Origin of the sequence: Roseobacter sp. MED193 (assembly GCF_000152965.1) — a bacterium.
Taxonomy (GTDB): domain Bacteria; phylum Pseudomonadota; class Alphaproteobacteria; order Rhodobacterales; family Rhodobacteraceae; genus Pseudophaeobacter.
This window is the reverse complement of record NZ_CH902583.1, coordinates 3,823,992-3,850,327: the sequence shown is the minus strand read 5'-3', so window position 1 is coordinate 3,850,327 and position 26,336 is coordinate 3,823,992. Positions and strand designations below refer to the sequence as shown.

Sequence of the window (26,336 nt, the reverse complement as noted above, 5' to 3'; positions counted from 1 at the left end):
TGATCGGATAACGGTCATGGATTCTCTTCATTTCTGAGAGCAAAAATATCCGTCTCTCGGCTGTAGAAACAAAAATTTCCTCATGACGTCACAAAAACCCCAAAAGTAATCAGTTAGGAAAAATAGGGGGCAAATGTCGGTTTACCTCACAAATGCGGCATGACACCTTGAGAAGGCGACACCAATCGGATTTCGGGGCTTTGCAGAAGTTTCGTCAGACCTGGCGTGTCGTTTTTAAAGCTTGCGAGGTCGCGACAAATGCGCAAATCTTGGCGCATCATACAAAAAATAAGCTGCCGAGATCGCAGACCGTGATTGCAAGCTGCAGGAACTAAAACTGGGAGACATCGATGAACGATCACCTTCATTATCTGGCGCGCCATGCCGTTGTCGGCAAACTGAGCCGCCGCGATTTCATGGCAAAAGCCGCAGCTCTGGGCTTCAGCGCCGCAGCAGCGGGCACATTGCTGACCACCGAGGCGCGCGCCGCTGGTCCACAAAAAGGTGGTACTATGCGTATCGGCCTGCAGGGCGGCAGCACCACCGACAGCCTGGATCCAGCACTGTCCACCAACCAGGTCACCCTAATGCTGGTGCGCCTGTGGGGCGAAGCCCTGGTTGAACTGAACGACGATGGGGGCCTGGACGGCAAGGTTGCCGAAAGCTATGAAGCTTCAGCAGATGCCAAGGTCTGGACCTTCAAAATCCGCAAGGGCATCACCTTCTCCAACGGCCAATCCGTTACTGCAGAAGATGTCGCAAAGACGCTTGAGCGTCACTCTGGCGAAGACACCAAATCCGGTGCGCTTGGCATTATGCGTGGCATCAAGAACATTTCCACCGAAGGCGACACTGTCTCTATTGAGCTGGAAACACCGAACGCTGACCTTCCCTACCTGATGGCGGACTATCACCTGGTGATCCAGCCCGGCGGCGGCATGGATGATCCGGCTGCTGCAATCGGTACTGGCCCTTATATCATCAAAGATGTTGATATGGGTGTGCGCATCGTGGCTGAAAAGAACCCCAACTACTGGGGCGATATCGGCCATGCCGAAACCATCGAACTGATCGTGATCAACGATAACACCGCCCGTGTTGCTGCCCTGCAGTCCGGCCAGGTGGATCTGATCGACCGGGTGCCCCCACGTACCGCCAAGCTGGTTGACCGGGCGCCCAATATCACTGTGCACTCGACTTCCGGTCCTGGTCACTACGTGTTCATCATGCACGCCAACACCGCGCCGTTTGACAACAAAGACGTGCGGATGGCGCTGAAATACGGCATCAACCGCCAAGAAATGGTCGACAAGGTTCTGAACGGCTATGGCTCGATTGGTAACGACAGCCCGATCAACTCCTCTTACCCAATGTTCACCGCCGTTGAACAGCGTGAGTACGACCCTGAAAAGGCGATGCATCACTGAAGAAATCTGGCCATGAAGGTGAAATTTTGCTGCGCACCTCGGATAACTCCTTCCCTGGCGCACCAGATGCTTCGGCGCTGTTCCAGCAGTCCTGTGCCTCTGCCGGCATCAACCTGAACGTCAAGCGTGAGCCTAACGACGGCTACTGGTCTGAAGTTTGGAACAAGCAACCCTTCTGCACCAGCTACTGGGGTGGCCGTCCAACACAGGACCAGATGTACACCACAGCCTACCTATCCACAGCTGACTGGAACGATACCCGTTTCAACAACGCGCAGTTCGACCAGCTGCTGCTGGCCGCCCGCGCCGAACTCGACACAGCGAAGCGGACCCAGATGTATGCAGACATGGGTGAAATTCAGCGCGACGAAGGTGGCCTGATCTGCCCAATGTTCAACGATTTTGTTGATGCGACATCGGATCGTCTGGATGGCTGGGTCGAAAACGCAAAAGGCTTTGCGTTGATGAACAGCTACGCTCCTCTCAGAATGTGGGTGAAGGCATAAGATGCCTCTCATTGTTAAACTATTGGCTCAGCGCATTGCGCTGGGCCTCATCCTGCTTCTTCTCGTCTCCGGCCTAATTTTTGTCGGCACGATGATCCTGCCGGGTGATGTCGCGCAGTCGATCCTCGGCCAGTCGGCCACCCCGGAAGCGCTGGCAAACCTGCGCGCAGAGCTGGGGTTAAACGACCCTCCACTCCAGCGCTATATTCAATGGCTCGGCGGTGCGATGACCGGCGATCTGGGCACTGCTCTGACCAGTGGCGCCGATATTACCGAAAGCATAGCCAAACGCCTGTCCAATACCCTGTTCCTGGCCTTCTGGGCTGCGATCATCGCGGTGCCACTGGCTATCTTCCTGGGCCTTTTGGCCGTGCGGTTCAAAGATCGCTGGCCTGACAAGCTGATCTCGGCTGTCACCCTTGCTTCTATCTCTATCCCAGAATTCCTCATCGGCTATGTGCTGATGTATCTAATCGCGGTGAAACTGCGCTGGTTCCCCTCGGTGGCGATGATCAATGACAGCATGACCCTGGGCGACAAGCTCAGCGCCATTGCCCTGCCCGTCGCGGTGCTGACCCTCGTGGTTCTGGCCCATATGATGCGTATGACCCGCGCGGCAATCCTGAATGTGATGCAATCGGCTTATATTGAGACCGCTGAACTGAAAGGCCTCAATGGCTTTCAGGTGATCTTTCGTCACGCCTTCCCCAATGCCATCGCGCCCATCGTCAATGTTGTGATGCTCAACCTCGCCTATTTGGTTGTGGGCGTCGTGGTGATCGAGGTCGTCTTTGTCTACCCCGGCATGGGCCAGTATCTGGTCGACCACGTTTCCAAACGTGACGTGCCAGTTGTGCAGGCCTGTGGTCTGATCTTTGCCGCGGTCTATATCGGTCTCAACATGGTGGCTGATATTGTGGCCATTCTGTCGAACCCCCGTCTGAGGCACCCAAAATGAAGAATATCCCTATCTCCGCTATGATCGGGTTGTTCTTCACGGCCCTCTACTTTCTGGCAGCACTTTTTGCGCCTCTGATCGCCCCCTATGGCATGGCCGAAGTGGTCGGTGATGTCTGGGAGACCTCCCGGATCGAGATCATGCTGGGCATCGCACCTGATGGTGTCACCGAAGCCAACTACTGGCTTGGCACTGACAATATCGGCCGCGACCTGCTCAGCCGAATGATCTACGGCGGACGCACGACCATCTTTATCGCCACTGCGGCGACCATCCTCTCCTTTACCCTCGGCTCAGTGCTTGGCTTCTTTGCCGCCGTGGCCGGTGGCTGGGTGGATCAGGTGCTCTCGCGGTTTGTCGACCTGGTAATGTCGATCCCAACACTGATTTTTGCTCTGGTGGTGCTCTCGGTTATGCCGGTGACCGTACCGGTACTGATCCTTGTCATGGGGTTGCTGGATTCAACCCGCGTCTACCGCCTGGCCCGTGCTGTTGCGGTAGATATCGAAGTCATGGACTATGTCGAAGCGGCCCGCCTGCGTGGCGAAAAAACCGCCTGGATCATCTTCCGTGAGATCCTGCCTAATGCCCTGTCTCCTCTGGTGGCGGAAATGGGCCTGCGGTTCATCTTTATGGTTCTCTTTGTCTCGACCCTTTCTTTCCTCGGACTGGGCATTCAACCCCCCGAAGCTGACTGGGGCGGTATCGTGAAGGAAAACAAAGATGGCATCGTATACGGCATACCTGCGGCTCTGATGCCTGCCTTTGCGATCGCCACACTGGCCATTTCGGTCAACCTGGTGGCTGATTGGGTGCTGAACCGGACTACATCGCTGAAAGGAGGCCGCGGATGAGCGAACCTTTGCTAAAAGTACGCGGCCTGAAAATTGGCGCCACGGTCTATCCTCCGGGTGAGAAACCCCATGACATCGATATCGTGCATGGGGTGGATTTTGACGTCCAAAAGGGCAAGGTGCTGGGCCTCATCGGGGAATCCGGTGCCGGTAAATCCACCATCGGCCTGGCCTCCATGGCCTATGGCCGAGGCGGCGTCAAAATCACCGGCGGTGAAGTCTGGGTCAATGGCCGCGACATCATGCAGTCCAGCATTGGCGATATCCGCAAGCTGCGCGGCGGTGAAGTGACATATGTCTCCCAATCCGCAGCGGCGTCTTTCAACCCTGCCAAAAAGATCATTGATCAGGTGGTTGAGGCAGCAGTTGAGCAGAAAAAGTTCAGCCGCAAAGAAGCCGAAGACCGTGCCCGCGTGCTCTTTGAAAAGCTTGGCCTGCCGGATCCGCAAAACATTGGTGACCGATTTCCGCATCAGGTCTCGGGAGGGCAGCTTCAGCGTTGCATGACCGCGCTGGCGCTTTGCCCAGAGCCCGACCTGGTGGTTTTTGACGAACCAACAACAGCTCTGGATGTGACCACGCAGATCGATGTTCTGATGGCGATAAAGGAAGCCATTCGCGACACAGGTGTGGCTGCGTTGTATATTACCCATGATCTGGCCGTTGTGGCCCAGGTCAGCGATGATATCATGGTTCTGCGACACGGCAATATGGTCGAATACGGGCCGGTTGATCAGATCATCAACCACCCGCAGGAAGAGTATACTCAGGCGCTTGTTTCGGTCCGCTCGATCGATCATGAGGAAAAAGCCCCAAATGGCGATCCGGTGCTGAGTGTTCGCAATATCACAGCACGGTATAAGGGCACGCAGTTCGACGTTTTGCACAATGTGAATGTGGATCTCTACCCTGGGCAGACATTGGCTGTGGTGGGGGAATCCGGTTCCGGGAAGTCCACACTCGCCCGTGTTATTACTGGCCTTTTGCCCCCACGCGAAGGCGAGATAGAGTTTGCCGGGCGGACGCTCACCCCAGATCTGGCAGGGCGGTCGCCAGAAGATCTGCGCGAGCTGCAGATGATTTACCAGATGGCGGATGTGGCGATGAACCCTCGCCAAACCGTAGGAACCATCATCGGCCGTCCGCTGGAGTTTTACTTTGGCATGAAGGGCGAAGAGAAGCGCAAGCGGATCATCGAACTTCTGGACGAGATCGAACTGGGAGAGGACTTCATCGACCGCTACCCGGCCGAACTGTCAGGGGGGCAAAAGCAGCGTGTCTGCATCGCCCGTGCCCTGGCCGCCAAACCCAAGATGATCATCTGCGATGAAGTCACCTCGGCGCTTGACCCACTGGTTGCTGACGGCATTCTCAAGCTTCTGTTGCAGTTGCAAAAGATCGAGGATGTTGCCTTCCTTTTCATCACCCATGATCTGGCAACAGTGCGTGCGATCTCCGACTCAATTGCCGTGATGTATCAGGGCAAGGTGCAGCGCTATGGCGGCAAAAATCAGGTGCTGAGCCCACCCTTTGATGACTATACCGATCTGTTGCTCAGCTCCGTTCCAGAGATGCGTCTTGGCTGGCTGGAAGAGGTAATTGCCAACCGTAAAATGGAGAGCGCTGGCAACTGATCCCGCTCATTAGTTCCTTTTAAAGTCTCTCAGGCCCGTGCAGTTTGCGCGGGCCTGCGTCGTTTTGGACCTATACATTCCACTTTTAGCATGTTTAATATTCCAAAATCAGAATGTTATTTTCACGTTAGGAATAGGCCGATGACCGAATCTATCGCCCCTGCTGGCCCCGCCGCAGACCAGAGCTACTCTCCGCTCTACTTTCTCGCCTCCCTTGGCGCGGGGGGCCTTGCCGTCACCTTTTTCATGTATCTGATGTTCTGGGTCCCCCACCCCGGCCAGCCGGTCCCCGTCTTTGAAGACCTGATGGCGGTGCTGGCCAATGGCAGCACGCCTATGAAGGCCGCCGTGGTGATCGCCATGGTCGGTATTGCCTTCTTTGTCTTCCTGAACGTCAAGATGCTGATCTGGAATTTTGCCGCCTTGTCCCGGTTCAAACATACGGAGGACTATGAAAAGCTGCGCCAGAGCAATGCTGAAACCACCCTTCTGGCCGGACCACTGGCCACTGCAATGACCATCAATGGTGGCTTCATTGTCGGACTGGTCTTTGTGCCGCAGCTATGGAGCGTGGTTGAATATTTGTTCCCAGCAGCCATGGTTGCCTTCTTGATGGTTGGCCTCTGGGCCTTTCGCCTGATTGGGCATTTCCTGGGCCGTGTTCTGGCAGAGGGCGGCGCGTTTGACATGACCGCGCATAACTCCTTTGCCCAGTTACTGCCTGCCTTTGCCCTATCCATGGTTGCCGTGGGGCTCTCGGCCCCTGCCGCGATGAGCGGCAACACCCTTGTGGTTGGCACCTCCCTGGTCCTCTCCACCTTCTTTGGGATTACGGCCATGCTCTATGCAGCATATGCATCCGTTACTGCATTTTCCTCGATGTTGATGCATGGAACTGCGCGCGAATCTGGCCCTACGTTGATGGTCATCGTGCCGCTGCTCACTGTGCTGGGTATCATGATGCTACGCCAAAACCACGGGCTACACACTGCCTTTGAGGTGCACGGCAGCCCGGCTGAAACACTGATTATGTTGGCGCGGATCCTGACGATACAGATCGTCTTCTCCTTGTTGGGCCTTCTGGTGATGACACGACAGAAATACTTCTCTGACTTCGTCTTTGGCAGCAAGCTCTCTCCAGGTTCCTATGCTCTAATCTGCCCCGGCGTGGCTCTGTCTGTAATGCTGCATTTCTTTATCAACAAAGGCCTAGTGGGTGCCCAAATCATCGACAAATTTGGCCTAGGGTTCTGGGTTCTCTCGGCCTTGGCCCTGACATTGCAATGGATGATGATCGTGCTTGTGCTGCGCCTCAACCGTCAACATTTCAAAATTGGCCCAGTTCAGACCGCCGTTGTTCCAGCAGAATAACCAGGTCAATTGACCCGAGGAAAAGGTCGAAAAGCGACGGATGGCGGCTTCGCCATCCGTTTTTTGAATGGCAATTCAAATTTCTGTCGCAATGATGAGTGCAAACAGCCCTGCGGAATAAAAGGATTCGGGTCATGGAAAAAAAGCTGCTTCTCATCATCCTGGACGGGGTGCCCTATCGCAACTTTCGTCGGTTGTTTGGCAACCTTGAAGGCTGGGTCGATAGCGGCGATGCCCGGGTCTGGAAACTACGCTCTGTGCTGCCCTCGATTTCTGCCAGCTGCTATGCCTCGATCCACACTGGAGTGGCCCCGGCCGAGCACGGCTGTACCGGTAATGGCAATGTATTCAGGCTCAGCCACAAAGACGTCTTTAGCCAGGTGCGCGCAGCAGGGGGCACGACCGGCGGTGTTGCCCATAGTTTCTGGTCCCAGTTTTTCAACCGCCACCCCTTCGACTACGTGCGCGATATCGAATATGATGAACCTGAAAGCCAGACCATCAACCATGGCAGGTTCCACACCATGACCGGCTATGGCCAGGCCAATCAGATGACACCCTCTGACGTGGATCTCTTTGGCTCCCTCACCAACCTCTGCCTGCGTTTTGGCCTCAACTATGGCATGCTGCATACTTGTACATTGGACAGCATGGGGCATCGGTTCTTTCATGATTGTCAGGAAATGGATCACGCGTGTTTTGTCATGGATGAGATGCTGGCCCCCTTCATTCCCCGCTGGCGGCAACTCGGCTATGAGGTAATCGTCACCGCGGATCATGGCCAGGATGAACGCGGTCATCATGGTGGACGCAGTGCGCTGCAACAGGAAACTGCCCTTTATTACTTTGGCGATGCCGAAGGCCCGGCGCAGGGTGACGTGATTGATCAGCTACAGCTGGCCCCCACTATCCTGGACCGTCTTGGGGCGCCGATTGCGGATAGTATGAAGGCCAAACCGTTCCTAAAATAGGGCGCAGAATTCCCCCTAAACAAAAGACCCCATATGCTAACATATGAGGGTCTTTTTTCATTTAATACGGAAGTACCAATGCGCCTCAGCCATTTTGTTTCAGCCCTTGTTGCCCTGCCATTCATAGCGTCGACGGCCCAGGCAGACGAACGTTGCAACGATCTCTGGTTCACCCGCAACGCAATCATCAATCAAGCGGGCTATTGCTTCGGCTCACCCCTGGGACAGGCGCTGTTTGACAACAGCGATTGCCAAGGGAAATCCGTAACACTGAGCTCCGAGGCACAGCGGCAAGTCGCCCAGGTCCAGGAGATGGAGAAGCAGGCTAACTGCCGTGTCGACAGCTCGGCCTCATGGCTCGACCTGCAGGATCTGGCCCAGCGCAGGAAACTGTGGCACTTCCCCATCTGGGATGACTTTGAAAGCGCCTGTATCGGCTGGCTTAGCTCCCCTGCGGCGCTCCGTGCCGGACATAACACAGAGGCGCCGCTCATCGGTCAGATCCAAGTCGGTGACACAGTACGCTACGGGCATCAGGTCTGGGGGGACTGGAGCTATGCCATGATCTTTGATGCCAACTGGGCCTTCAAAACTGCTGGCTGGATCAACTTCAACGAGGCTGACGAAGCCTGCGAAGAGTTTGCTGGATAGGCCTGAGATGAAAGGGACAGTGCATGACAGTTAGGGGCAGCAGAACACCTCGCCCTTAGTCATAGGGCCAGATCCCCTGGCCCAGGGCTTCGACTGCCGCTGAAATGCGCTCAAAACTATCACGGGCCCGCCTGACTGAGTGGCGGGCACGCAGGTAGCCATGCACCAGTCCGGGTTCGTTGACCCAATACGCCCTCCCCCCGGCGGCCAGGATGCAATCGCGGTAATCGCGGCTGTCATCGCGCACTGGATCACAATCCGCCGAGACCAGTACAGTTGGCGGCAAGTCGGCGAAATCTGTATCCTGTAATGGCGCATAGGTGGGATCAGGCCCCTGATCACCGCCCGGACGGCGCACGTCCATATAGAACAAGATCTCATTGCGGGTTAACATCGGTGCCTGAGCGTGCTCCAGATAGGAACCCGCATTCACATCGCCTCCAAAGGCCCCATAGATCAGCACCTGGCCCAGAATAGCGGTTGAGATCTCAGCATCCGCCCGCGCAGCATGGGCCAGGGCAGCACAAAGATTTGCCCCGGCACTGTCCCCCATCAGGACAATCCCCTCCCCATAAGAATCCATTACCCATTTGAGCGCCGTCCAGGCATCCTCAAACATGGCTGGGTGTTGGTGCTCGGGTGCCAGTCGATAATCCACCGCAATCACGCGATAGCCAGTCTGGGCGCAGATCTCAGCACAGACATCATCATGGCTATTGAGATCACCAACGACGAAGCCCCCCCCATGACAAAACAACACCGTGCGCGTGGGGTCTCCCGCCGTATAGATACGCACTGGCACCTGCTCCACCAGGCGATCCTCGCTGGTGACCAGATCAGGGCGCGGTGCCAGGAACTCCCGGGCCATGTCATTATAGACCGCACGCTGTTCTGCGATGCTGAGCTCAACAGCATCCTCGGGGTAGCATTCACCAGTCTTGCGAATAAAGGCCCAGGTTTCTTCGTCGATCAGCCGCTCATAATCCATAGCCGGTCTTTCATCACTGTTTTGTTCTGCGCAACAGGTTAGGCTAGAGACCTAGTTCAAGGGAATGGTCAAAACACAAAAAAGGGCGCGCTCAAGCGAGCGCACCCTGCAATTTTCTAGAAACCATTGAGGGGCCTATCAGATCTGCCCCTTCTGCTTGCCGTCAAATGCCATTTAGGCAGGCGCATGCTCCCACGGACGGGTGAAGCCGCCCAGCACGGTGGAGATATCATCATCACTGGCGCCATTGGCCGCGATCTGAGCCACGAGCCCGCGTTTTTTGTCGTCGATCACGGCTTCGACACGCGCCGGGGATGTCGCCTTGAGCAAGGCCTCATTGTAGATGCGGGTGATGGCGTGTTTGCGCAGATCCGGTTTGAAGACCTTGCCCACAGCCGTTTTTGGCAGCTCATCCAACACGGTCAGGTGTTTTGGAATTGCGGCGCGCTCATGCACGTGGATCTTGCAGTATTCCAGCAGTTCATCCGCCGTTGCCGTTGCCCCCTCTACCAGTTCGACAAAGGCACAAGGCAGTTCACCAGAATGCACATCCGGCTGGCCGATGGCCCCGGCAAAGGCTACGGCTTCGTGGCCCAACAACGCCTCTTCGATCTCAGCCGGATCAATATTGTGCCCCCCGCGGATGATCAGGTCCTTGGCGCGGCCAGTGATCCACAGATAGCTATCTTCGTCAAACCGCCCCAAATCGCCTGTGCGCAGATACTCATCCTTGTAGTAGAGATCGACGTTTTTGTCGGCCTCGGTATAGGTATTGCCGGCATAGACGCCTGGGTTGGAGATGCAGATTTCGCCAATTTCATCGGTGCCGCATTCCACCAGCCCCTCGGGGGTGCCTTTGACGATCTTAACATCCGTATAGGGGAAGGTGAGCCCAATCGAGCCGATCTTCTTTTCCCCATCAACCGGATTGCAGGAGACCAGGCAGGTTGCCTCGGTCAGGCCGTAGCCTTCGATGATCTTGATGCCCGTCGCCTTTTCAAAGCGATGGAACAGTTCTACAGGCAGAGGCGCAGATCCGGAAAAGGCCGTTTTCACAGATGAGATATCCGCATCCACAGGGCGCTGCATCTTCGCCGAGATCGCCGTGGGAACGGTGATGATAAAAGAGATCTTCCAGCGTTCGATCAGCTTCCAGAAATTGTCAAAGACGCCATCGCCGCGATAGCCCTGTGGCGTTGGGAACACCACATGCGCCCCCGAAGACAGCGAAGCCATCATGATCACGTGACAGGCAAAGACGTGGAACAGTGGCAACGGACACATGATGTTATCGTCTTCGGTGAACAGCAGGGTGCTGCCAATCCAGCCATTGTAGATGAGGCCAGAATACTTATGCTGCGCCACCTTAGGCATGCCGGTGGTGCCACCTGTATGGAAGTAGCAGGCCACACGATCCTCAGTGCTATCCGCAAAGGCCAGAGTGGTGGGCTGTTTGCGCATCTCCCGGCGGAAGGATTTGTAATCCGCGTGGGCAACTTTATCTTTGTTTTCCAGCTTGGGACGTACCAATGGCACGATCCAGGATTTTGGCGGCGTCAGGTAGCGATTCAGATCCACCTCCAGAACCGTGTTCACCCCCGGTGCATGGCGCACGGCCTCAGCCACCTTTTGCGCCACATCGGTCTTAGGGAAGGGTTTTAGCGTCACCACGACCTTCGCCTTGGTTTCCCGCAGGATTGACGCGATTTGCTCAGGCTCCAGCAGCGGATTGATCGGGTTCACAATCCCCGCTACCGCACCAGCCAACATGGTCACCAGCGTCTCGTTACAGTTGGGCAACACATAGGCCACCACGTCTGTTTCACCGATGCCAAGCTCACGGAACATATTCGCCGCCTGTGTCACCTGGTCCTTCAGTTGGCTCCAGGTCAGGGTCTCCGCCTTATCGGTCGGCCCAGAAAAGATCTGATAGCTAACCGCATTATTGTTGGGAAACTTACCCGTGGTGCGCGACAAAAGCTGATACAGAGTGACCGGGTTATCCCGCTCTTCCCAGCTGGCTTCCTTCTCCATCGCAATGCAGTCTTCTATCGTGGCAAATGCCATTGTAATCCTCCCCTGCCCCCGACAATGCCGGGGTTTTCCTCTTCGCTGCTAATCTGAGGGCAAAAGCCGGATCGTGCAAGCGCATGGGCAAGATCACGTCAAGGCAACAGGCCCATTCTGACGTTGCGAAACAAGCGGTCTACACATGAAACCGCTTGCTATTGCTATTATTCTGCTGCCAGCCCGTCAGTGAACTGCAATCGCGCCAGGCGGGCATATAGCCCCCCCTCGGCGACCAGCGCATCATGGGTGCCTGTCGCAACAATCTGCCCCTCTTCCATAACCACGATCCGATCCGCCTTTTTGACCGTGGCAAGACGATGGGCGACAATCAAGGTAGTACGGCTCTGGCTCAACTCATCCACAGCTGCCTGCACCAGACGTTCACTTTCAGCGTCCAGCGCTGAAGTGGCCTCATCCAACAGTAAGACAGGCGCGTCGCGCAGGATGGCACGGGCAATGGCAATCCGCTGCTTTTGTCCGCCCGACAACATCACACCGCGTTCGCCCACAAAACTATCGTAGCCCTCAGGCAAGCTCGAGATGAACTCATGCGCCGCCGCGGCAGCTGCAGCGGCCTCCACCTCAGCATCCGTTGCATCGGGGCGACCAAAGCGGATGTTTTCCCGCGCAGATGCGGCAAAGATCACCGGATCCTGAGGCACCATGGCCAGATGCTGGCGAAAATCTGCCCGTTGCAGATCAGTCAGGGCAACTCCGTCAAGCAGGATAGCCCCCTGATCAGGGTCATAAAACCGCTGTATCATCTGAATAATGGTGGTCTTCCCGGCTCCCGATGGCCCAACAAAGGCAACGGTCTCCCCAGGTTCCACTGTCAGATTGACCCCATTTAGGGCCTGTACCCCTGGGCGCGCCGGATAAGCAAAGGAGACCCCGTCAAAACGAATCTCGCCCTTGACCGGCTGCACCAAGGCCTTCGCCGCCTTAGGGTCTTTCACAGTATCCGTCGCGTTCAGCAGTTCTATCAGCCGCTCGGTGGCCCCCGCAGCACGTTGCAGCTCGCTCCAGATCTCCGAAAGAGCTGCAACGGATCCCGCAACCAGAACCGCGTAGATTACAAACTGGATCAGAGTGCCTTCACTCATCACTCCGGCGCGCACGTCATTCGCGCCCATCCAAAGCACGCCAACAATGCCGGAGAACACCAAAAAGATCACAATAACAGTCAGGTAAGCGCGGGTCCTTATCCGGGTGATCGAGACATCAAAAGCGGTCTCTGTCATCTGGGAAAACTGCGCCCGACTAGCATTCTCGTGGGTAAAGGCCTGCACAGTCTGCACCGCGCCCAAGGCCTCGCCTGCATTCCCCGAGGAGGCTGCAATCCAGTCCTGGTTCTCCCGGCTAATGCCCCTCAAACGGCGACCAAGAACCAGAATCGGCACAATAACTGCAGGGACAATCAGCAAAACCAACCCGGTGAGCTTGGCCGAGGTGAGCAGCATCAGCACCATCCCGCCGCTAAAGATCAACACATTGCGCAGCGCGATCGAAACGGAGGAGCCCAACACAGACTGGATCAGAGTGGTGTCTGTGGTGATCCGGCTCAGCACCTCACCGGTCATGATCTTTTCAAAGAAGGCAGGACTCATGCCGATGACACGGTCAAACACCGCCTTGCGGATATCTGACACCACCCGTTCGCCCAATCGAGTCACCAGCGCGTAGCGCAGCCCGGTGCCCGCAGCCAGCAGGGCCGCTATAACCAGCGCCGCGAGGAAGTATTGATTCAGCAAGGCGCTCTCGGAGATGCGAAAATTATCCACCACACGGCGCACTGCAAGTGGCAGCGTCAAAGACAGGCCCGCGGTAAGCACAAGGGCGCAAGTAGCTGCAAACATCAACAACCGATAGGGGCGCATAAAGGGCCACAAGGCCGCGAGAACCCCAATCTGCTTGGAGCTTTCGCGTTCATCTTCTGTTGTCGGAGCAGCCTGATTTCGCGCCATACCGGGTCCTTTTTACAGATCTACCCCAGGGATCTGATGCCCTGCGGTGCAGACAGGTTCATGGCCCCCTCAGCACAACAGGTCAAGCGCCTCTCGCCTCTGAGGCCAGAACAAACCGGGATCATTGGACGCCAAACCGCCCTACCGGGCAAAAAGACGCAACCAACTTTGAACTGTGAAAGGCAATCCCCTCTGAGTTTCAGTCTCTCCCGGGACAAGACACCTGTGCCGATGGCCTGTGTTCTTGCCCAGCGCAGCTCAACGACAACCGACCCAGAACAAAATCAATCCGCACGGCTTCCCCAGCAAGCCCCGAACGTCCGGCACACATCCCTAAAGCTCCCTCAGGAGCCGACCTAGGCACTGTCATTCGCGTGCGGGAATTCCAAAATGGGGAGGTTATGGAGCGGGCGGCGGCAGACAAAACCACTGTAAGCTCAACTTAGTTTTTAATAGTTTCAAAAAGTTACTCTAGCGGAGTGAGCGAGTATTCGATAACTTGTTGAGGGATCTGTTGACGTAGTTCAAGACATCAAAAACGACCCTTTATGAAGCGTTCCCTTCGAATTTGTCTAGCCATCACCCCGGCCACGTACCGGCATGGTGTTGTCCAGTGGGGTATCCAGCATGAAAAACGGGTACGGTACTACCTGTAGTTCTCGCACTTTGAAATCGAGCCTTGCTTCCAAAATGGATTGATCATCGGGGCAGAGCCAATGGACGAGGTGCAGTCGACCATGGTCATTTTATAGGCAGAGGTCCGCGTCAAACCGTCTGCAATCCAGAGCCGCTCCGTGTTTTTTTGTCTTGGCCTCCACCCATGGTTCAATCTTGCACTCGACGTCACTCAGACCTGCGCCGAAGTAAGAGAACCTAAGGGGCAACGTATTTCAAGACGACAGCACCCCTGTCACCAGATTTGGGGACTCCGTCCGATCGTAATTGGCCGCGCTGTAAAAGGCGGTTTCGCGGATGTTTGACCTAGGTCCTCCCTTCGTTGGGTTAGCGGGGGAACCACCGAATTCCTTGGCGGCAGGGATAATATCAATATCCCGCACCCGTTCCTCAATTTCGCCGGATTGTCCCCTAGGTTCAGTGATCAATTTGGAAATACGGCAATCAAAACCTTCAACATTCATTCCTTCAATGACCACATCAAAGACACCGCTATTGGCTGACGTGCCGCCGTCTTTTTCTAATGCGAGTACTTCCACATTCTGAGTGTCTTAGGCGTCATCAACCCAGATTGACCGGAAAGAAGTGTCCAGAACCTCAACATCTGACGAGGCCGGACCAAAGTGGCGGTCTCCACAAGGCCAATTGGATACATACCCCCAAAAAGGGACGCAACACCGGCCAATTGATCGAGTATATATCAAAGCATCTTATAAATAGAGTTCTCTAGATACTCTCAAAAACCCAGCTTCGAGCGAGTAGCTAGAATCTCTGACTGAAACTTGTATCCCCGTACAAGACCAGAATACTGGTCAACAGGCCACCAATCGTCACTTCCAGGCCAACTCCGCCAGAGTTGCCCCCAGCGATCCTGGATGTGGGCAATACAGGTGCTGCCGCTTGGGCTAGCGCCTGCCTGCCTGTCGCTTGGCCAGTACCAGGTCAAATCCTGACACAGGTTTCCTTGAGCATCAACACTCCAAGTTCCTGCTCCTAAGCTGTCACTACTTTCCTTGCACCAAGCTCTTGCCTGTCCACCTGGAGAGAAATAGATACCTCCATCGCAACCGCTGTTCCAAAGGTCAGTTTTACCAGAGTACGCCTTTGTAATTTTTGAAATATTGGCAGGTTTAGCTCCCCCAGGGAGTGGATCCGCCATCGTAGCAGTCGAGGCAAACACTGAAAAACCTGTCACTAAAAGGGCTTTGCCGAGCGACCGCATAAAACTTCTCCAATTTGAACTAAACTCTTCGAATATGTAAAAGCCACTGAACCAAGGTCAAGCAATTTTGGCGAGACAAACTGTTTCCAAAATGGTGGCCGCGATTGGTTTTCCCACAGCTGCTGAGTTTTAGTGAGTCGCATCGTATGAGACGGGCTCTAGCAGTGGTTTTTTGCAAACAATGCCATGGTATCTTAGGCATTGTTCTCCAAGTGCCCCCTCCAGACCCCGAAAAAACCTAAAATCACGTTAAAAACTGAAAGAAATTTGACTGAAATTAGCATAAAGTCAAAATGAACAGATTGAAGCAGCATTTTGATCTGCGTTTGAGTTTCTGTGGGGGACGCTCAGACGGTTTGTCTCGCTGAGACACGATCTTTGTGCACCAGGGGTGAGGAGAGCTCGTGTCGCGAGCGATTGGAATTTCATGTGCCTGTTCCGCACGTGAAGCAAACTTAGAATGGCTGGTTTTGCACTCTGTGGAGTGCCCATTATGAAGCGTTATACGTTTCACAATGAGATGCTGCCGTCTGCAGCGACGGCAACCAAAGTCTTTGAAGATCCGGTCCAGCGGCGTTCCAAGCTCGTTCGTCGGATCTTTCTTCTTTGCCTCATTGGGCTTTCAGCCTGGCTTTGGTTTTTTGTCAAGGATCTAGGTGTCTGGTCTCCAATCTCCTACTTGGAACTTGGTCAGGAAGTTCCGTACCAAGTTGAAAACGTGGTTACGCTTGAACACCAACACTCTGCTTCTCATGATCATGTCGTTCAGACCCAAGCCCCGACATCGGAAGCCTCTGAAACTTGTAGGCCGTTTGAACAACCCGTTTTTTCAGCCATGGCTGAATCAGCGTCTACACCCAGGTTGTATGCTCATCTGCCCATTGCTTATGAATGGGCACATCTTTCGCTTGCCGATGAATGTGCCCGTCCGAGTGTTCTTGTTCCTGAGTGGATCACGCTTGAGGTTGAAAAGAACATTCTTTCTGTGTCCTTGGCGAGTGATGATACGCGTCTTGCTGTCACAGAGTATGTTGCTGAAACAGAACGAGCAACTAGCTTGCTTCCTGTTGTATCGCTGAACATATCTGGAATTCCGGACCATTTCGTAGATCTATTAGTCGAAAAAAACAGCAAAGCGGCAATCATTGCTTCACTGGCTGAAACGTTAACCGCCTTGAGCGCACAGGGGGCCTGTCTTGATTTCAATACTCTTAAGGTCAACGACATGCAGCGCCTGGCTCCATTTTGGAGTGAGTTGACAACCCAGTTTCGCACAAATGGTTTGGTCTCGTGTATTGTTTTGAACCCCGAACAAACGCTGTGGCAACAGCCTGACCTGATCCAGGACTTTGATCAGGTCATTTTGAAAATGTTCCAAATCCCTTGGGTCGGGTCAGCGCCAATGCCGTTAGCGTCGGATCAATGGTTTGAGAAAACTTTGAGCCAAGCGGTAAAGGGAATTGAACCTGAACGCCTGGTTGTAGCGCTTGGCAACTTTGCAGTGGACTGGACTTCTGGAACGGCGTTGCCCGAAACACTGTCCTATTCAGCGGCGGTGCAACGAATTGGAGAAGCTGAGGCCGAGGTGCTGTTTAGCCCCAGAACATCCAATAGTTTCAGCAGGTTCACTGACTCTGAAGGAACACTGCATAAGATTTGGATGCTCGACGCGGCGTCAGCGCACAACCAGCTTGCTGTGGTTCGTCAGTTGGGACTCGCAAATGTTGCCGTTTGGTCTATGGGCCAGGAAGATCCAGGCCTGTGGAAAGTACTTGCAGGGGAGCTGGAGACAAAGGAAGCATTGAGCTCACAACTGGCGATGGTCGACTTGCAAAACTATGTAGACTACACTGGTCAAGGCGCATTCTTGCGTGTCAAAGCTGAAGCGAATGTTGGTTTTCGCCAGACTAGTTTTGATCTCGCGAGCGGTCGACTTATTGAGCAAACATATACCACCATCCCCACACCTTATTCGGTTGAGCGTTATGGCAAGCCGGAGGCCACGAAATTGGTCCTAACATTTGATGACGGCCCGCATCCGGAATACACCAAGGATATTCTGGACATTCTGCGAGATACCAATACGCCTGGTTCCTTTTTTGTGCTCGGCCAAAGCGTTATGAATGCTCCCGATCTGTTGAATCGTATCGTTGATGAAGGGCACGAAGTTGGTGCACATAGCTTTTCGCATCCCAGAATGGATAAGATTTCAGATACCCGGTTAGAGCTCGAGTTTTCTCTTCTAGATCGGATTGTCGCTGGGGTCTCTGGTCGAGGCTCTCTGCTTTACCGGGAGCCTTTCTTGCGAAGCGGAGGCCCCATCAGTGGAGCGAGAGTCGCTTCTTTGATGGAGGCTCAGCAACGCGGTTACATCATTTCAGGCATGGATATTGGACCTGTCACGGTTTGATGCCGCTCCTTTGATAGCATTTACTGCAACAAAGGAGATGAACTATGGGACTGAAACGGACAGACGAATTTCGACAAGATGCGGTGCGCATCGCATTAACCAGTGGGCTGACGCGTAAGCAGGTGGCTGACGATCTGGGTGTTGGCATGTCGACGTTGAACAAATGGATCACTGCACACCGAGACACAGACGTGGTTTCCAAAGAGGATTTGAGCCTGGCTCAAGAGAATGATCGACTTCGACGGGAGAACCGGCTCCTGAAGGAGGAGAGGGAGATCTTAAAAAAAGCCACCCAGTTCTTTGCGGGCCTAAAGCAATGAGATTTAGGTTTGTCGAAGAACACAGGGGCAGCTTTCCAGCCGCCCGGTTGTGCGAGGTCTGGACCTGTCACGGTTTGATGCCGCTCCTTTGATAGCATTTACTGCAACAAAGGAGATGAACTATGGGACTGAAACGGACAGACGAATTTCGACAAGATGCGGTGCGCATCGCATTAACCAGTGGGCTGACGCGTAAGCAGGTGGCTGACGATCTGGGTGTTGGCATGTCGACGTTGAACAAATGGATCACTGCACACCGAGACACAGACGTGGTTTCCAAAGAGGATTTGAGCCTGGCTCAAGAGAATGATCGACTTCGACGGGAGAACCGGCTCCTGAAGGAGGAGAGGGAGATCTTAAAAAAAGCCACCCAGTTCTTTGCGGGCCTAAAGCAATGAGATTTAGGTTTGTCGAAGAACACAGGGGCAGCTTTCCAGCCGCCCGGTTGTGCGAGGTCGTCGGTGTCAGCGCACGCGGGTTACGCGCATTCCGCAGTCGCCCAGCCAGTCGTAGGCAGCGATCTGATCTGGTCACGCTGGCTCATATCAAAGAGCAGTCGCGGCTTAGTTTGGGGAGCTATGGCCGCCCACGAATGACCGAAGAGTTGAAGGAGATCGGTTTGAACGTGGGCCACCGTCGTGTTGGCAGGTTGATGCGCCAGAACGGGATATCTGTTGTCAGAACACGCAAACACAAGGTCACGACAGACAGTGACCACAAGTTCAATATCGCGCCGAACTTGCTGGATCGAAACTTCTCAGCTGACCTGCCAAATCAAAAGTGGGCGGGGGATATCAGCTATGTCTGGACCCGCGAAGGCTGGCTGTATCTGGCCGTGATCCTCGATCTGCATTCAAGGCGTGTTATCGGCTGGGCCGTGAGCAATCGGATGAAACGCGACTTGGCGATCCGGGCGTTGAATATGGCCATCGCGTTCCGGCAGCCGCCCAAAGGCTGCATCCATCATACGGATCGCGGGTCGCAATATTGTTCCCATGACTACCAGAAAATCCTGCGCCAGAACGGCTTCAAAGTATCGATGAGCGGTAAGGGTAATTGTTACGACAACGCCGCCGTCGAGACGTTCTTCAAGACCATCAAAGCTGAACTGATCTGGCGGCATCCTTGGGAGACCCGTCGGAAGGCTGAAATGGCGATCTTCGAATACATAAACGGGTTCTACAATCCACGCCGCCGTCACTCAGCACTGGGCTGGAAAAGCCCTGTCGCCTTCGAACGAAAGGTGGCTTAAACGAGCACTTGGGGCGGCACTAAAACGCGACAGGTCCATATTGTCCCTAAAGATTGGGAAGGTTGGAGCAGTAAACAAATTGCATCCTACGTCATTGAGCAGGCCGAAATTGGAGCAGGAAATGTCATCCTCTTGCATGATGGTGGTGAAGATCGGAGTGCTTCAGTTGCGGCCCTTCCGGTGATCATTGATGAGTTACGGTCAAAAGGATACGAGTTCACAACTTTGGCGGATCTTTTAGGTACCACATCAGGTGCATTGATGCCGGTACGAGAAGGAGCCTATCCAATTTTTGACCGGATTACCTTTTCCGCAGCCGTAACCGCAAAGGATGCAATTGTTGTTATCTTTTGGATTGTGCTGTGCATCGGTGTAGTCCGATCTGTCGCAATTATTCTGATGGCCTCGGCAAACCGTCGCAAAAAAACGATTGAGTTTGACAATGACCCCAAAGTGGCGGTGATCATCCCTGCCTATAATGAACAGGATGTCATTGCCAAGTGTATTGAGAGCGTGCGTGCCTGCACCTATGGAAACTTGGAAATTATCGTCGTGGATGATGGATCCACGGACAACACCGTTGCCGAAGTTCTGAAGTTCAAAGAACGGAACGAAGTACACCTCATCTCGCAGCCCAATCAAGGAAAGTGGAGCGCGCTCAACCGCGCGATCATGATGGTTGACGCCGAGTATGTTGTTTGCATCGATGCAGACACTCAGATCAGACAGGATGCAATTGATCATCTGGTAAAGCACTTTGATGACCCCACAGTCGGGGCTGTAGCTGGCAAGATCATGGTTGGAAACCGGGTCAATCTCCTGACCCGCCTTCAGGCCTATGAATACGCCACGTCGCAGAACATTGACCGCAGGGCCTTTGATCTTATCAACGGCATATTGGTGGTGCCTGGGGCCATCGGAGCCTGGCGTGTCGAGGCATTGGAAAAGGTCGGAATGTTTTGCTCTGAAACCTTGACCGAAGACACCGATCTAACAATTCAGGTTAACCGGGCTGGGTACAAGGTAGTCTATGAAAAACTCGCGCGCGGCTATACTGAAGCACCTGAACGGGTTGGGCAACTCTTGAACCAAAGACTCCGCTGGTCTCTGGGAATGTTTCAAAGCGCATGGAAGCACAAGGCGGCAATGCGTGAAACTCGCTCGATTGGTCTGGTCTCCATTCCTGATATGTTTGTCTTTGGCTACCTGTTCCCACTACTCGCCCCAATTGCAGACCTGTTTATCGCAGTATTGGTTTATTCTCACTTTTCCGGTAGCTGGACTGGTGATGTAGGCTCGCCTCACGACCCCAGCCAAACAAAGTTTCTGTGGGCGTATCTGACCTTGCCTGCGCTTGAGTTCCTGATTGCCTTCTTCGCTATTTCCACGGACCGTGAAGAAAGTAACTGGTCTCTGCTTCTTTTCCCTTTGCAGCGTGTGGTTTACCGTCCGTTGCTGTATTTCTCGGTCATGCGGGCGATTTTGCGAGCTCTGACCGGGCGTTTGGCCAACTGGAGTTCGCTCAAACGACAAGGGCGTGACTACCAATTGGCGACACACAATCTATGAACCGAAGAACTCTGTTGAAATCGGCTGTTGCTAGCATGGCCCTGGTTCCTTTAGGAGCAAGGTCTCCACTTGCCGTTTCGTCGGTTCAACAAAGTATCGTTGTACTCTCAGGAGTAAGTGAGGAAACCTCCTTCCCACATCTGATTGCGGTTTTAGACGCGCTTACAGATCAAAACATACCCGTCGTTTGTGCCATCTCCCCATTCGATTCCGCGCAGCAAGAACTTGGTACAGGTAGTCAACTAGCCCAACTTCTGCAGGGGTATCTGTTAGGTGGCAGCAATATCGAGATTGCTCCCTATATTCCTGATTTGGCAAAGCTATCCCCCCACTTCCAGGCAAGAACCACTTTTGAGGCTTCTCAAGCTTTGCAACGGTTACTTGCGGCTCTGAAAGGAACAATCCTTCGCAGACCTATCCGGACAGTCGTTTGTGATGATGTCGACAGGCCGACTGCCCCCACTGGAACGCGTTCTGCTGGAATTCTCAATATCCTTGTGCAGCCGAATGAAAACAGCCCAGTCCAATCTCAAACATGGGACACAGGAACTGCACGGCTGTTTGGAGGCCAAAAGGTCTCGCTGGGCTCTTTTCAACACTTGCCTGCTGGTCAAGAAGCAAAGAGCAGTCAACGTGTGATTTACCTATCTACATCAGAATTCTCGCAATATCCCGTCAAAAAAATTGAGGTTGCTGCAAATCAATTTTGTTCAGAGCTATCACAAGCGGAGTTGGACGGGCTGATATCCTTGGAACCTGCCTCGGATTTACAGTTGCGTAATAATTATGAGTTTAAACGACATTTATGCTGCCTTCTGGTCCGCCCCCCAGAAAACGATGCCTCGCTTTCGTCATTCTACAACGAACTACGGTCAACGCTAATCAAGATGGGGGTACAGCTCACAGAAGTGGCAGACCCTAGCCGGGATCCTTTGGACCCTCTTCGGGGAATTTGGGTCCCCTCTGATGTGGCGCAAATTCAAACAGCCCAGGGTCTGGCCCGGCCCCAAATGATCCCTTTCGAGATCCCTAAGAGCCTGCCGGATAACATTACTACAATCCGCACTACCCGTCCACTTGGTTCTGGGGTCGGGATCGTTTTTCGTTCATCTGAAGATGGACAAACGGGCTTTGACCGCAACGGACTATTGAATGCCATCGAGTTGAAAATCCACTCCGAGAGTTCAATGGGGCAGCTACGTCAAGCCATAGGCGGTATGGATGACCTGATCATTTCGATTCATCCATATTTTCTATTCTCCCAACCTGTACGCAATACGTTTTTTGAGCTGGTCTCACTATTATTGAACGATGGGATTACCTCGTCGCTGCCTATTGATCAATTCGTGCGGTTTCGAGCACCGAAAGATCCAATTTCGTCGAGAAGACGCAAGGTCGCTGCAGCGCAACCAGGACTAAGGCAGCCCAGAAGGCCTCTGAAACGTTTGGAAAAAGAAGACCTTTTGGAGGATGCTCAAATCGCTTGGCGGTATTTCCATCGCTTCACCAACGAGAAAACCGGACTCTGTCCTGCCACTGTGAATTCAGCCCCAGGGGGGCGATTGCATGAAACCGTTACGATGTGGGATGTCGGTAGCCACATAAATGGACTAATTGCTGCAACGCAGATTGGCCTGATCGACAAAAAGAAGTTTGAGCGTTCCATCAATAAAATTCTTCCGAACATCATTGGCCGCACCTCGCAGGAACGGCGCTTGCCCCAAGGTTGGATTCGTACAGATCGTCACAAATGGGGTAACAAGAATTTTGATGGAAGTGATGCAGGGCGCCTGTTGTCTTCACTCGACAATTTGCGCCGGTTTGGAGGGTTTGAAGACCAACTTGAAGAGCTCGTGGCATCATGGGATCTCAAGGACATCATCTTGGATGGAAAGGTACAGTCAGTTATAGATGGAAAGCTGACCTCATCCTATGTCTCGCATAGCGCACACTATTCGGCATTGGCTTTTCGCAGGTGGGGTTTTGATGTCCTGTCTCCGTACGAGGTTTTTAAAGGAATTTCGGTGACGGATGACCAAACTGCATTGCTAGAGGCGGTTGCCACAATCGGCCCAATAGGAGCTGAGCCGCTCTTACTTGAAGCAATGGAAATGGGCATGTCGCGAGAAAGCTCTTATCTTGCAGATGTCCTGTTCTCGACCCAGGTTGAAGAGTTTAGAGAAACAGGGCGGCTGATCTGCGTATCTGAAGGACCGATTGATCGAAATCCTTGGTTTACCTATCAAGGTCTTCAGCTCGATGCAGAACAGCGGACATGGGCAACAGATACGGTCGGTAAGGAACCGGAGTACCGAACCCCCGATTTTAGGGAGAACTTTCTAGTGGTTAGTACAAAGTCAGCTTTTCTTTGGAATGCCTACCAGCCGCATGATTACTCGGATAACCTTTTAAAATTTGTTAGGGAAACATCAAAGACCGACAATGGTTTCTCATCTTCCACTTTTGTTAAAACCGGGCGATCAACTGAATCTTACTCTGACCTAAATACTAATGGAGTAATTCTCCAGGCTCTAGCCCGTCACCTTGGAGTGGCGGGCTAGAGATCTCAATGTTTAGGTATTGGCGCAGGTGCTAGTAGAAATTTCGCCTGGCAAAACTGGGTAGCCCCTTTGCGGATTTAGGATGACCGTTTGAACTCCGGTTATTCTATACATGCAAGCGTCTGACAGGTCTTCTCCAACCGACCGCCCCCCAACGTAGATATCAAGCCATTCATACCCTTGGTAACCACTGTGGCAGGGCCCATTCTGCGGGTTGTTCCCATCCCCACATAGATCCTCTACTATCGCGTACTTGCTCAATTCTTGAACGTAGAACCTTGTTCCTGCAGGGTAATCCATTGTACTTGTGTTCCCTCTTTTCACATGCCCCACGGCCAAGGTTATCGGGTCGTCATAGGTCCCAGTGCCTCCTGCCGACTGATGAATGACCGGGCGCGCGATCCGAGCAGATCCTCTCGGTGTGTTGTCCCAGTAGCTGTATCCAGTTAGGAACACAGTCATTGATTGTTCCCCTTCAACAAAAGAAGTACTTCGAGAAGTATTTCTCGGGGTTTCAATAGTCGGCATAAGAAGTTTGCTAACTTCATTCCCCATTCTGGAGTTACTGTCTGTCCTGACACTACATGCCGAGAGTGATATGGTAGCAATAGCGAGGGCAACGGTTTTCACTTTACTTTTTAGCATTTTCTGGCTCCGGTGAACTTTTTGGATAAGTCTTAATGTTTCCAAACTGAGGCCAGTATTGAGAATGATAGTTTATTTTCTTCCAAGCCGAACCAATGTAATTGCTTTCAATTTTAGACAACGCCCCCACAACTTCTCATTAGGCTTAGGACCATTGAACCGCGCCGGTTTTGCCGGAGACTGTTGAGATCGTATTTCAAGCTGCGATTATGTCTGATTTCAAGGCTTGTTCGTATTTCTCCTCTGCGTCGATTGGCGTGATATATCCGAGTGGCTCGAGCAGGCGTTCGTTGTTGACCAATCGACCCATGGCAAGGATTCCCACTCGACCTGGTCTTTGGACTTCCATGGCCCCAGCCGGTTGATTACCTCGGCTTTGAATAGGCCGATGATCGTCTCGGCCAGCGCGTTGTCATAGCTGTCACCGACGCTGCCGACGAATGGTTCCAACCCTGCATCCGCCAACCTCTCAGTGTATTTGATCGACTGGACCTGTCCCGTTTTCGTGCCGCCCCAAGTGCTCGTTTAAGCCACTTTCCGTTCGAAGGAGCAAATCCCGAGACAATCCTGTAGCCGAGCACACACTGTTCACGTAAGTATAAAAGTTTCTAAAAAAATCGCGAATTATGGAGATTTCAACTGGGTCAAAATTTCGGCAAAATAAGGCCGAATTGTAACGATCAGGGAAGTCACTCCAATGATAATGCTTGCTGTACTTGGCTTCACAATAGCCGCTGGTGCTTTGATCTCAATTTCCGATGATGACGATGATGTTTTCACAGATTCAGGGACCGGCGGTGGAACTGACACTGGCGGAGGAATAGATACGGGGGGAGGCGTCGCTGACAGCGAAGATGAAGAGTTTTATGGCGGGGCTGAAGACGACAATGTATCGGGAGAAACTGGCGACGACACTCTCTATGGCGGAGCTGGGAATGACACCCTCATAGGCGGTGAAGGAAGCGACGGCCTCGATGGAGAGGATGGTGAAGACAGCCTCGACGGCGGTGATGGTCTTGACGTTCTACAAGGGGGATATGGAGACGATGTTCTGGTTGGCGGAACAGGAAACGATTTTCTTCAGGGGGAATCACAGGATGATACACTGAGCGGCGGAACTGGCGATGACGGATTGCATGGCGGGAACGGAGCTGATCAGCTAAATGGCGGTGAAGGCGATGATCTGCTGAATGGTGCATCGATTGAGATCGAGGATAGGCTGTTGGATGAATGGCATACAAGCTTTGAGTCCTCTCAGACAACCACGGACATTGGCGGCACCGAAGACGCAATTGTGGACGACTATATTGGTGACACATTGGATGGTGGTGCTGGTGAAGATACCTTGATTGGAGGCGCGTTTGATGTACTCACAGGAGGAGCCAATGCCGATGAGTTTGTGGTGGGCGACTGGTCAACCAGTGGATATGTCGCAACAGTGACTGATTTCGATACAAGTGAGGACATGATAATGTATCGTTATGACGAGACTGGTTCTGAACCGGAAATCTCTATGAATATGACTGCCAACCCTGACGGGACAACAAACGTTGAAATTCTTGCAAATGGGTTGCCTGTGTTAAACTTGGAAAACGTTGCGGATGATTTTGACATTTCTACTCACTTGGGAATGATAGCGACTCCAATGGCTGCCACTCCGACCTAGGCTCAAGACCTGTATCCAGCAAATGGCTATTCCGGAGAGGGCACTAGCCAAAAAGAGCACTTTGGGGCACCAATCATAACGGGTACAACGCCACCTCCAATCTTCTCACGCGCGTGCCCCACAGTGTAGTCGTTCACTAGGTCAGCGTTCCGATGAACCAAAGGTCAGCCATGCACTAGCTTTCGTTTTGGATCAACCAGGCGGGGCTGCCCGGTGCCGACAAACCCCATGCGTTGTTAATGTCTAAGACTGTCCTGTCGTTGAAAGAATGGTTACAAAGAGACCGACGATAGTCATAAAACGAGAACGGATTACAAATGGAAAGGTCCGAAATTTCACAGTACGTGGCATCTACGATGAATGCGAGGGCCCTTGCGTAAAAGGAAAAACTTGCTTTTTCTCTTACTGGTCACCGCTCTGGCCTTCTTGTTTTGGCTACCCAAAGAGCGTCGCATGACCGTTTTTCTTACCGGATACAGTTACTGGGACAACACTCCACCTGGCTCGGCCATTATTGGCAGGCCTATAATCCATAAAACAGCTGGTGGAACCGGCACGTTCCTCGACCCAATTACACTTGCTGTAGGCTGGCGGATTCATTTTGGCCGTCACTTCGAAGACT

At 53.3% G+C, this 26,336-nt stretch carries 16 protein-coding genes and 3 pseudogenes; 13 read left to right on the top strand and 6 right to left on the bottom strand.

The genetic code is table 11. From position 1 onward, the window contains the following. The first annotated feature begins 350 nt into the window (after positions 1-350). From MED193_RS20850 to MED193_RS20820, 7 genes and pseudogenes are all read left to right on the top strand, one after another. Positions 351-1,933 (top strand): annotated as a pseudogene (locus tag MED193_RS20850) (ABC transporter substrate-binding protein). A 1-nt stretch (position 1,934) separates the two neighbouring features. After that, complete coding sequence (locus MED193_RS20845; protein WP_009811759.1) at positions 1,935-2,891, top strand: ABC transporter permease; 957 nt, start codon at positions 1,935-1,937, stop codon at positions 2,889-2,891. Then, positions 2,888-3,745 carry an ABC transporter permease gene (locus MED193_RS20840; protein WP_009811758.1) on the top strand — a complete coding sequence of 286 codons (858 nt, stop codon included), beginning with the start codon at positions 2,888-2,890 and terminating at the stop codon, positions 3,743-3,745. Before MED193_RS20845 ends, MED193_RS20840 begins: the two co-directional genes overlap by 4 nt. Further along, positions 3,742-5,379 (top strand): ABC transporter ATP-binding protein, encoded by a 1,638-nt coding sequence (locus tag MED193_RS20835; RefSeq protein ID WP_009811757.1) that lies wholly within the window; start codon positions 3,742-3,744, stop codon positions 5,377-5,379. Before MED193_RS20840 ends, MED193_RS20835 begins: the two co-directional genes overlap by 4 nt. 141 nt (positions 5,380-5,520) lie before the next feature. After that, positions 5,521-6,750, top strand: coding sequence for a hypothetical protein (locus MED193_RS20830; protein WP_009811756.1), 1,230 nt, complete (start codon positions 5,521-5,523; stop codon positions 6,748-6,750). 134 nt (positions 6,751-6,884) lie between these two features. Beyond that, entirely contained in the window at positions 6,885-7,721 is an 837-nt protein-coding gene (locus MED193_RS20825) for an alkaline phosphatase family protein (RefSeq protein ID WP_009811755.1), read from the top strand. Between the two features lie 78 nt (positions 7,722-7,799). After that, positions 7,800-8,372 (top strand): DUF4453 domain-containing protein, encoded by a 573-nt coding sequence (locus MED193_RS20820; RefSeq protein WP_009811754.1) that lies wholly within the window; start codon positions 7,800-7,802, stop codon positions 8,370-8,372. Between the two features lie 55 nt (positions 8,373-8,427). Here the strand turns inward: MED193_RS20820 and MED193_RS20815 are convergent, their stop codons facing one another. The 5 genes from MED193_RS20815 to MED193_RS22715 form a co-directional block, all read right to left on the bottom strand. Further along, entirely contained in the window at positions 8,428-9,360 is a 933-nt protein-coding gene (locus MED193_RS20815; RefSeq protein WP_009811753.1) for an alpha/beta hydrolase, read from the bottom strand. Positions 9,361-9,534: 174 nt separating this feature from the next. Then, positions 9,535-11,427, bottom strand: coding sequence for an acyl-CoA synthetase (locus MED193_RS20810; RefSeq protein WP_009811752.1), 1,893 nt, complete (start codon positions 11,425-11,427; stop codon positions 9,535-9,537). 167 nt (positions 11,428-11,594) lie between these two features. Beyond that, positions 11,595-13,394 (bottom strand): ABC transporter transmembrane domain-containing protein, encoded by a 1,800-nt coding sequence (locus tag MED193_RS20805; RefSeq protein ID WP_009811751.1) that lies wholly within the window; start codon positions 13,392-13,394, stop codon positions 11,595-11,597. Between the two features lie 890 nt (positions 13,395-14,284). After that, positions 14,285-14,608 carry a hypothetical protein gene (locus MED193_RS20800; RefSeq protein WP_009811750.1) on the bottom strand — a complete coding sequence of 108 codons (324 nt, stop codon included), beginning with the start codon at positions 14,606-14,608 and terminating at the stop codon, positions 14,285-14,287. 197 nt (positions 14,609-14,805) lie between these two features. Continuing rightward, on the bottom strand, positions 14,806-15,291 hold the full coding sequence (locus MED193_RS22715; RefSeq protein WP_083790509.1) for a DUF995 domain-containing protein: 486 nt from the start codon (positions 15,289-15,291) through the stop codon (positions 14,806-14,808). Positions 15,292-15,784: 493 nt separating this feature from the next. Between MED193_RS22715 and MED193_RS20795 the strand changes: the two genes are divergently transcribed. The 5 genes and pseudogenes from MED193_RS20795 (at position 15,785) to MED193_RS20770 (ending at position 23,403) form a co-directional block, all read left to right on the top strand. Next, a complete protein-coding gene (locus MED193_RS20795; protein WP_254655481.1) occupies positions 15,785-17,701 on the top strand; it encodes a polysaccharide deacetylase family protein in 1,917 nt (638 codons plus the stop codon). 44 nt (positions 17,702-17,745) lie between these two features. Next, a pseudogene (locus MED193_RS20790) lies at positions 17,746-18,080 on the top strand (transposase); the annotation flags it as partial. 63 nt (positions 18,081-18,143) lie between these two features. Further along, positions 18,144-19,273 (top strand): IS3-like element ISRosp1 family transposase gene (locus tag MED193_RS20780; RefSeq protein WP_085978289.1). Its coding sequence is split into 2 segments (ribosomal slippage): positions 18,144-18,375 and positions 18,375-19,273, totalling 1,131 coding nucleotides; the frame shifts between segments, so codons are not numbered across the junction. A 180-nt stretch (positions 19,274-19,453) separates the two neighbouring features. Beyond that, entirely contained in the window at positions 19,454-20,842 is a 1,389-nt protein-coding gene (locus tag MED193_RS20775; protein WP_254655480.1) for a glycosyltransferase, read from the top strand. A 14-nt stretch (positions 20,843-20,856) separates the two neighbouring features. Further along, a complete protein-coding gene (locus MED193_RS20770; protein WP_254655479.1) occupies positions 20,857-23,403 on the top strand; it encodes a DUF3131 domain-containing protein in 2,547 nt (848 codons plus the stop codon). Positions 23,404-24,244: 841 nt separating this feature from the next. Here the strand turns inward: MED193_RS20770 and MED193_RS22710 are convergent. Then, positions 24,245-24,534 (bottom strand): annotated as a pseudogene (locus MED193_RS22710) (integrase core domain-containing protein); the annotation flags it as partial. 211 nt (positions 24,535-24,745) lie between these two features. On the opposite strand from MED193_RS22710, the gene MED193_RS20760 reads away from it, so the two are divergent. Further along, positions 24,746-25,714, top strand: coding sequence for a calcium-binding protein (locus tag MED193_RS20760; RefSeq protein ID WP_039966508.1), 969 nt, complete (start codon positions 24,746-24,748; stop codon positions 25,712-25,714). The last annotated feature ends 622 nt before the right edge of the window (positions 25,715-26,336 follow it).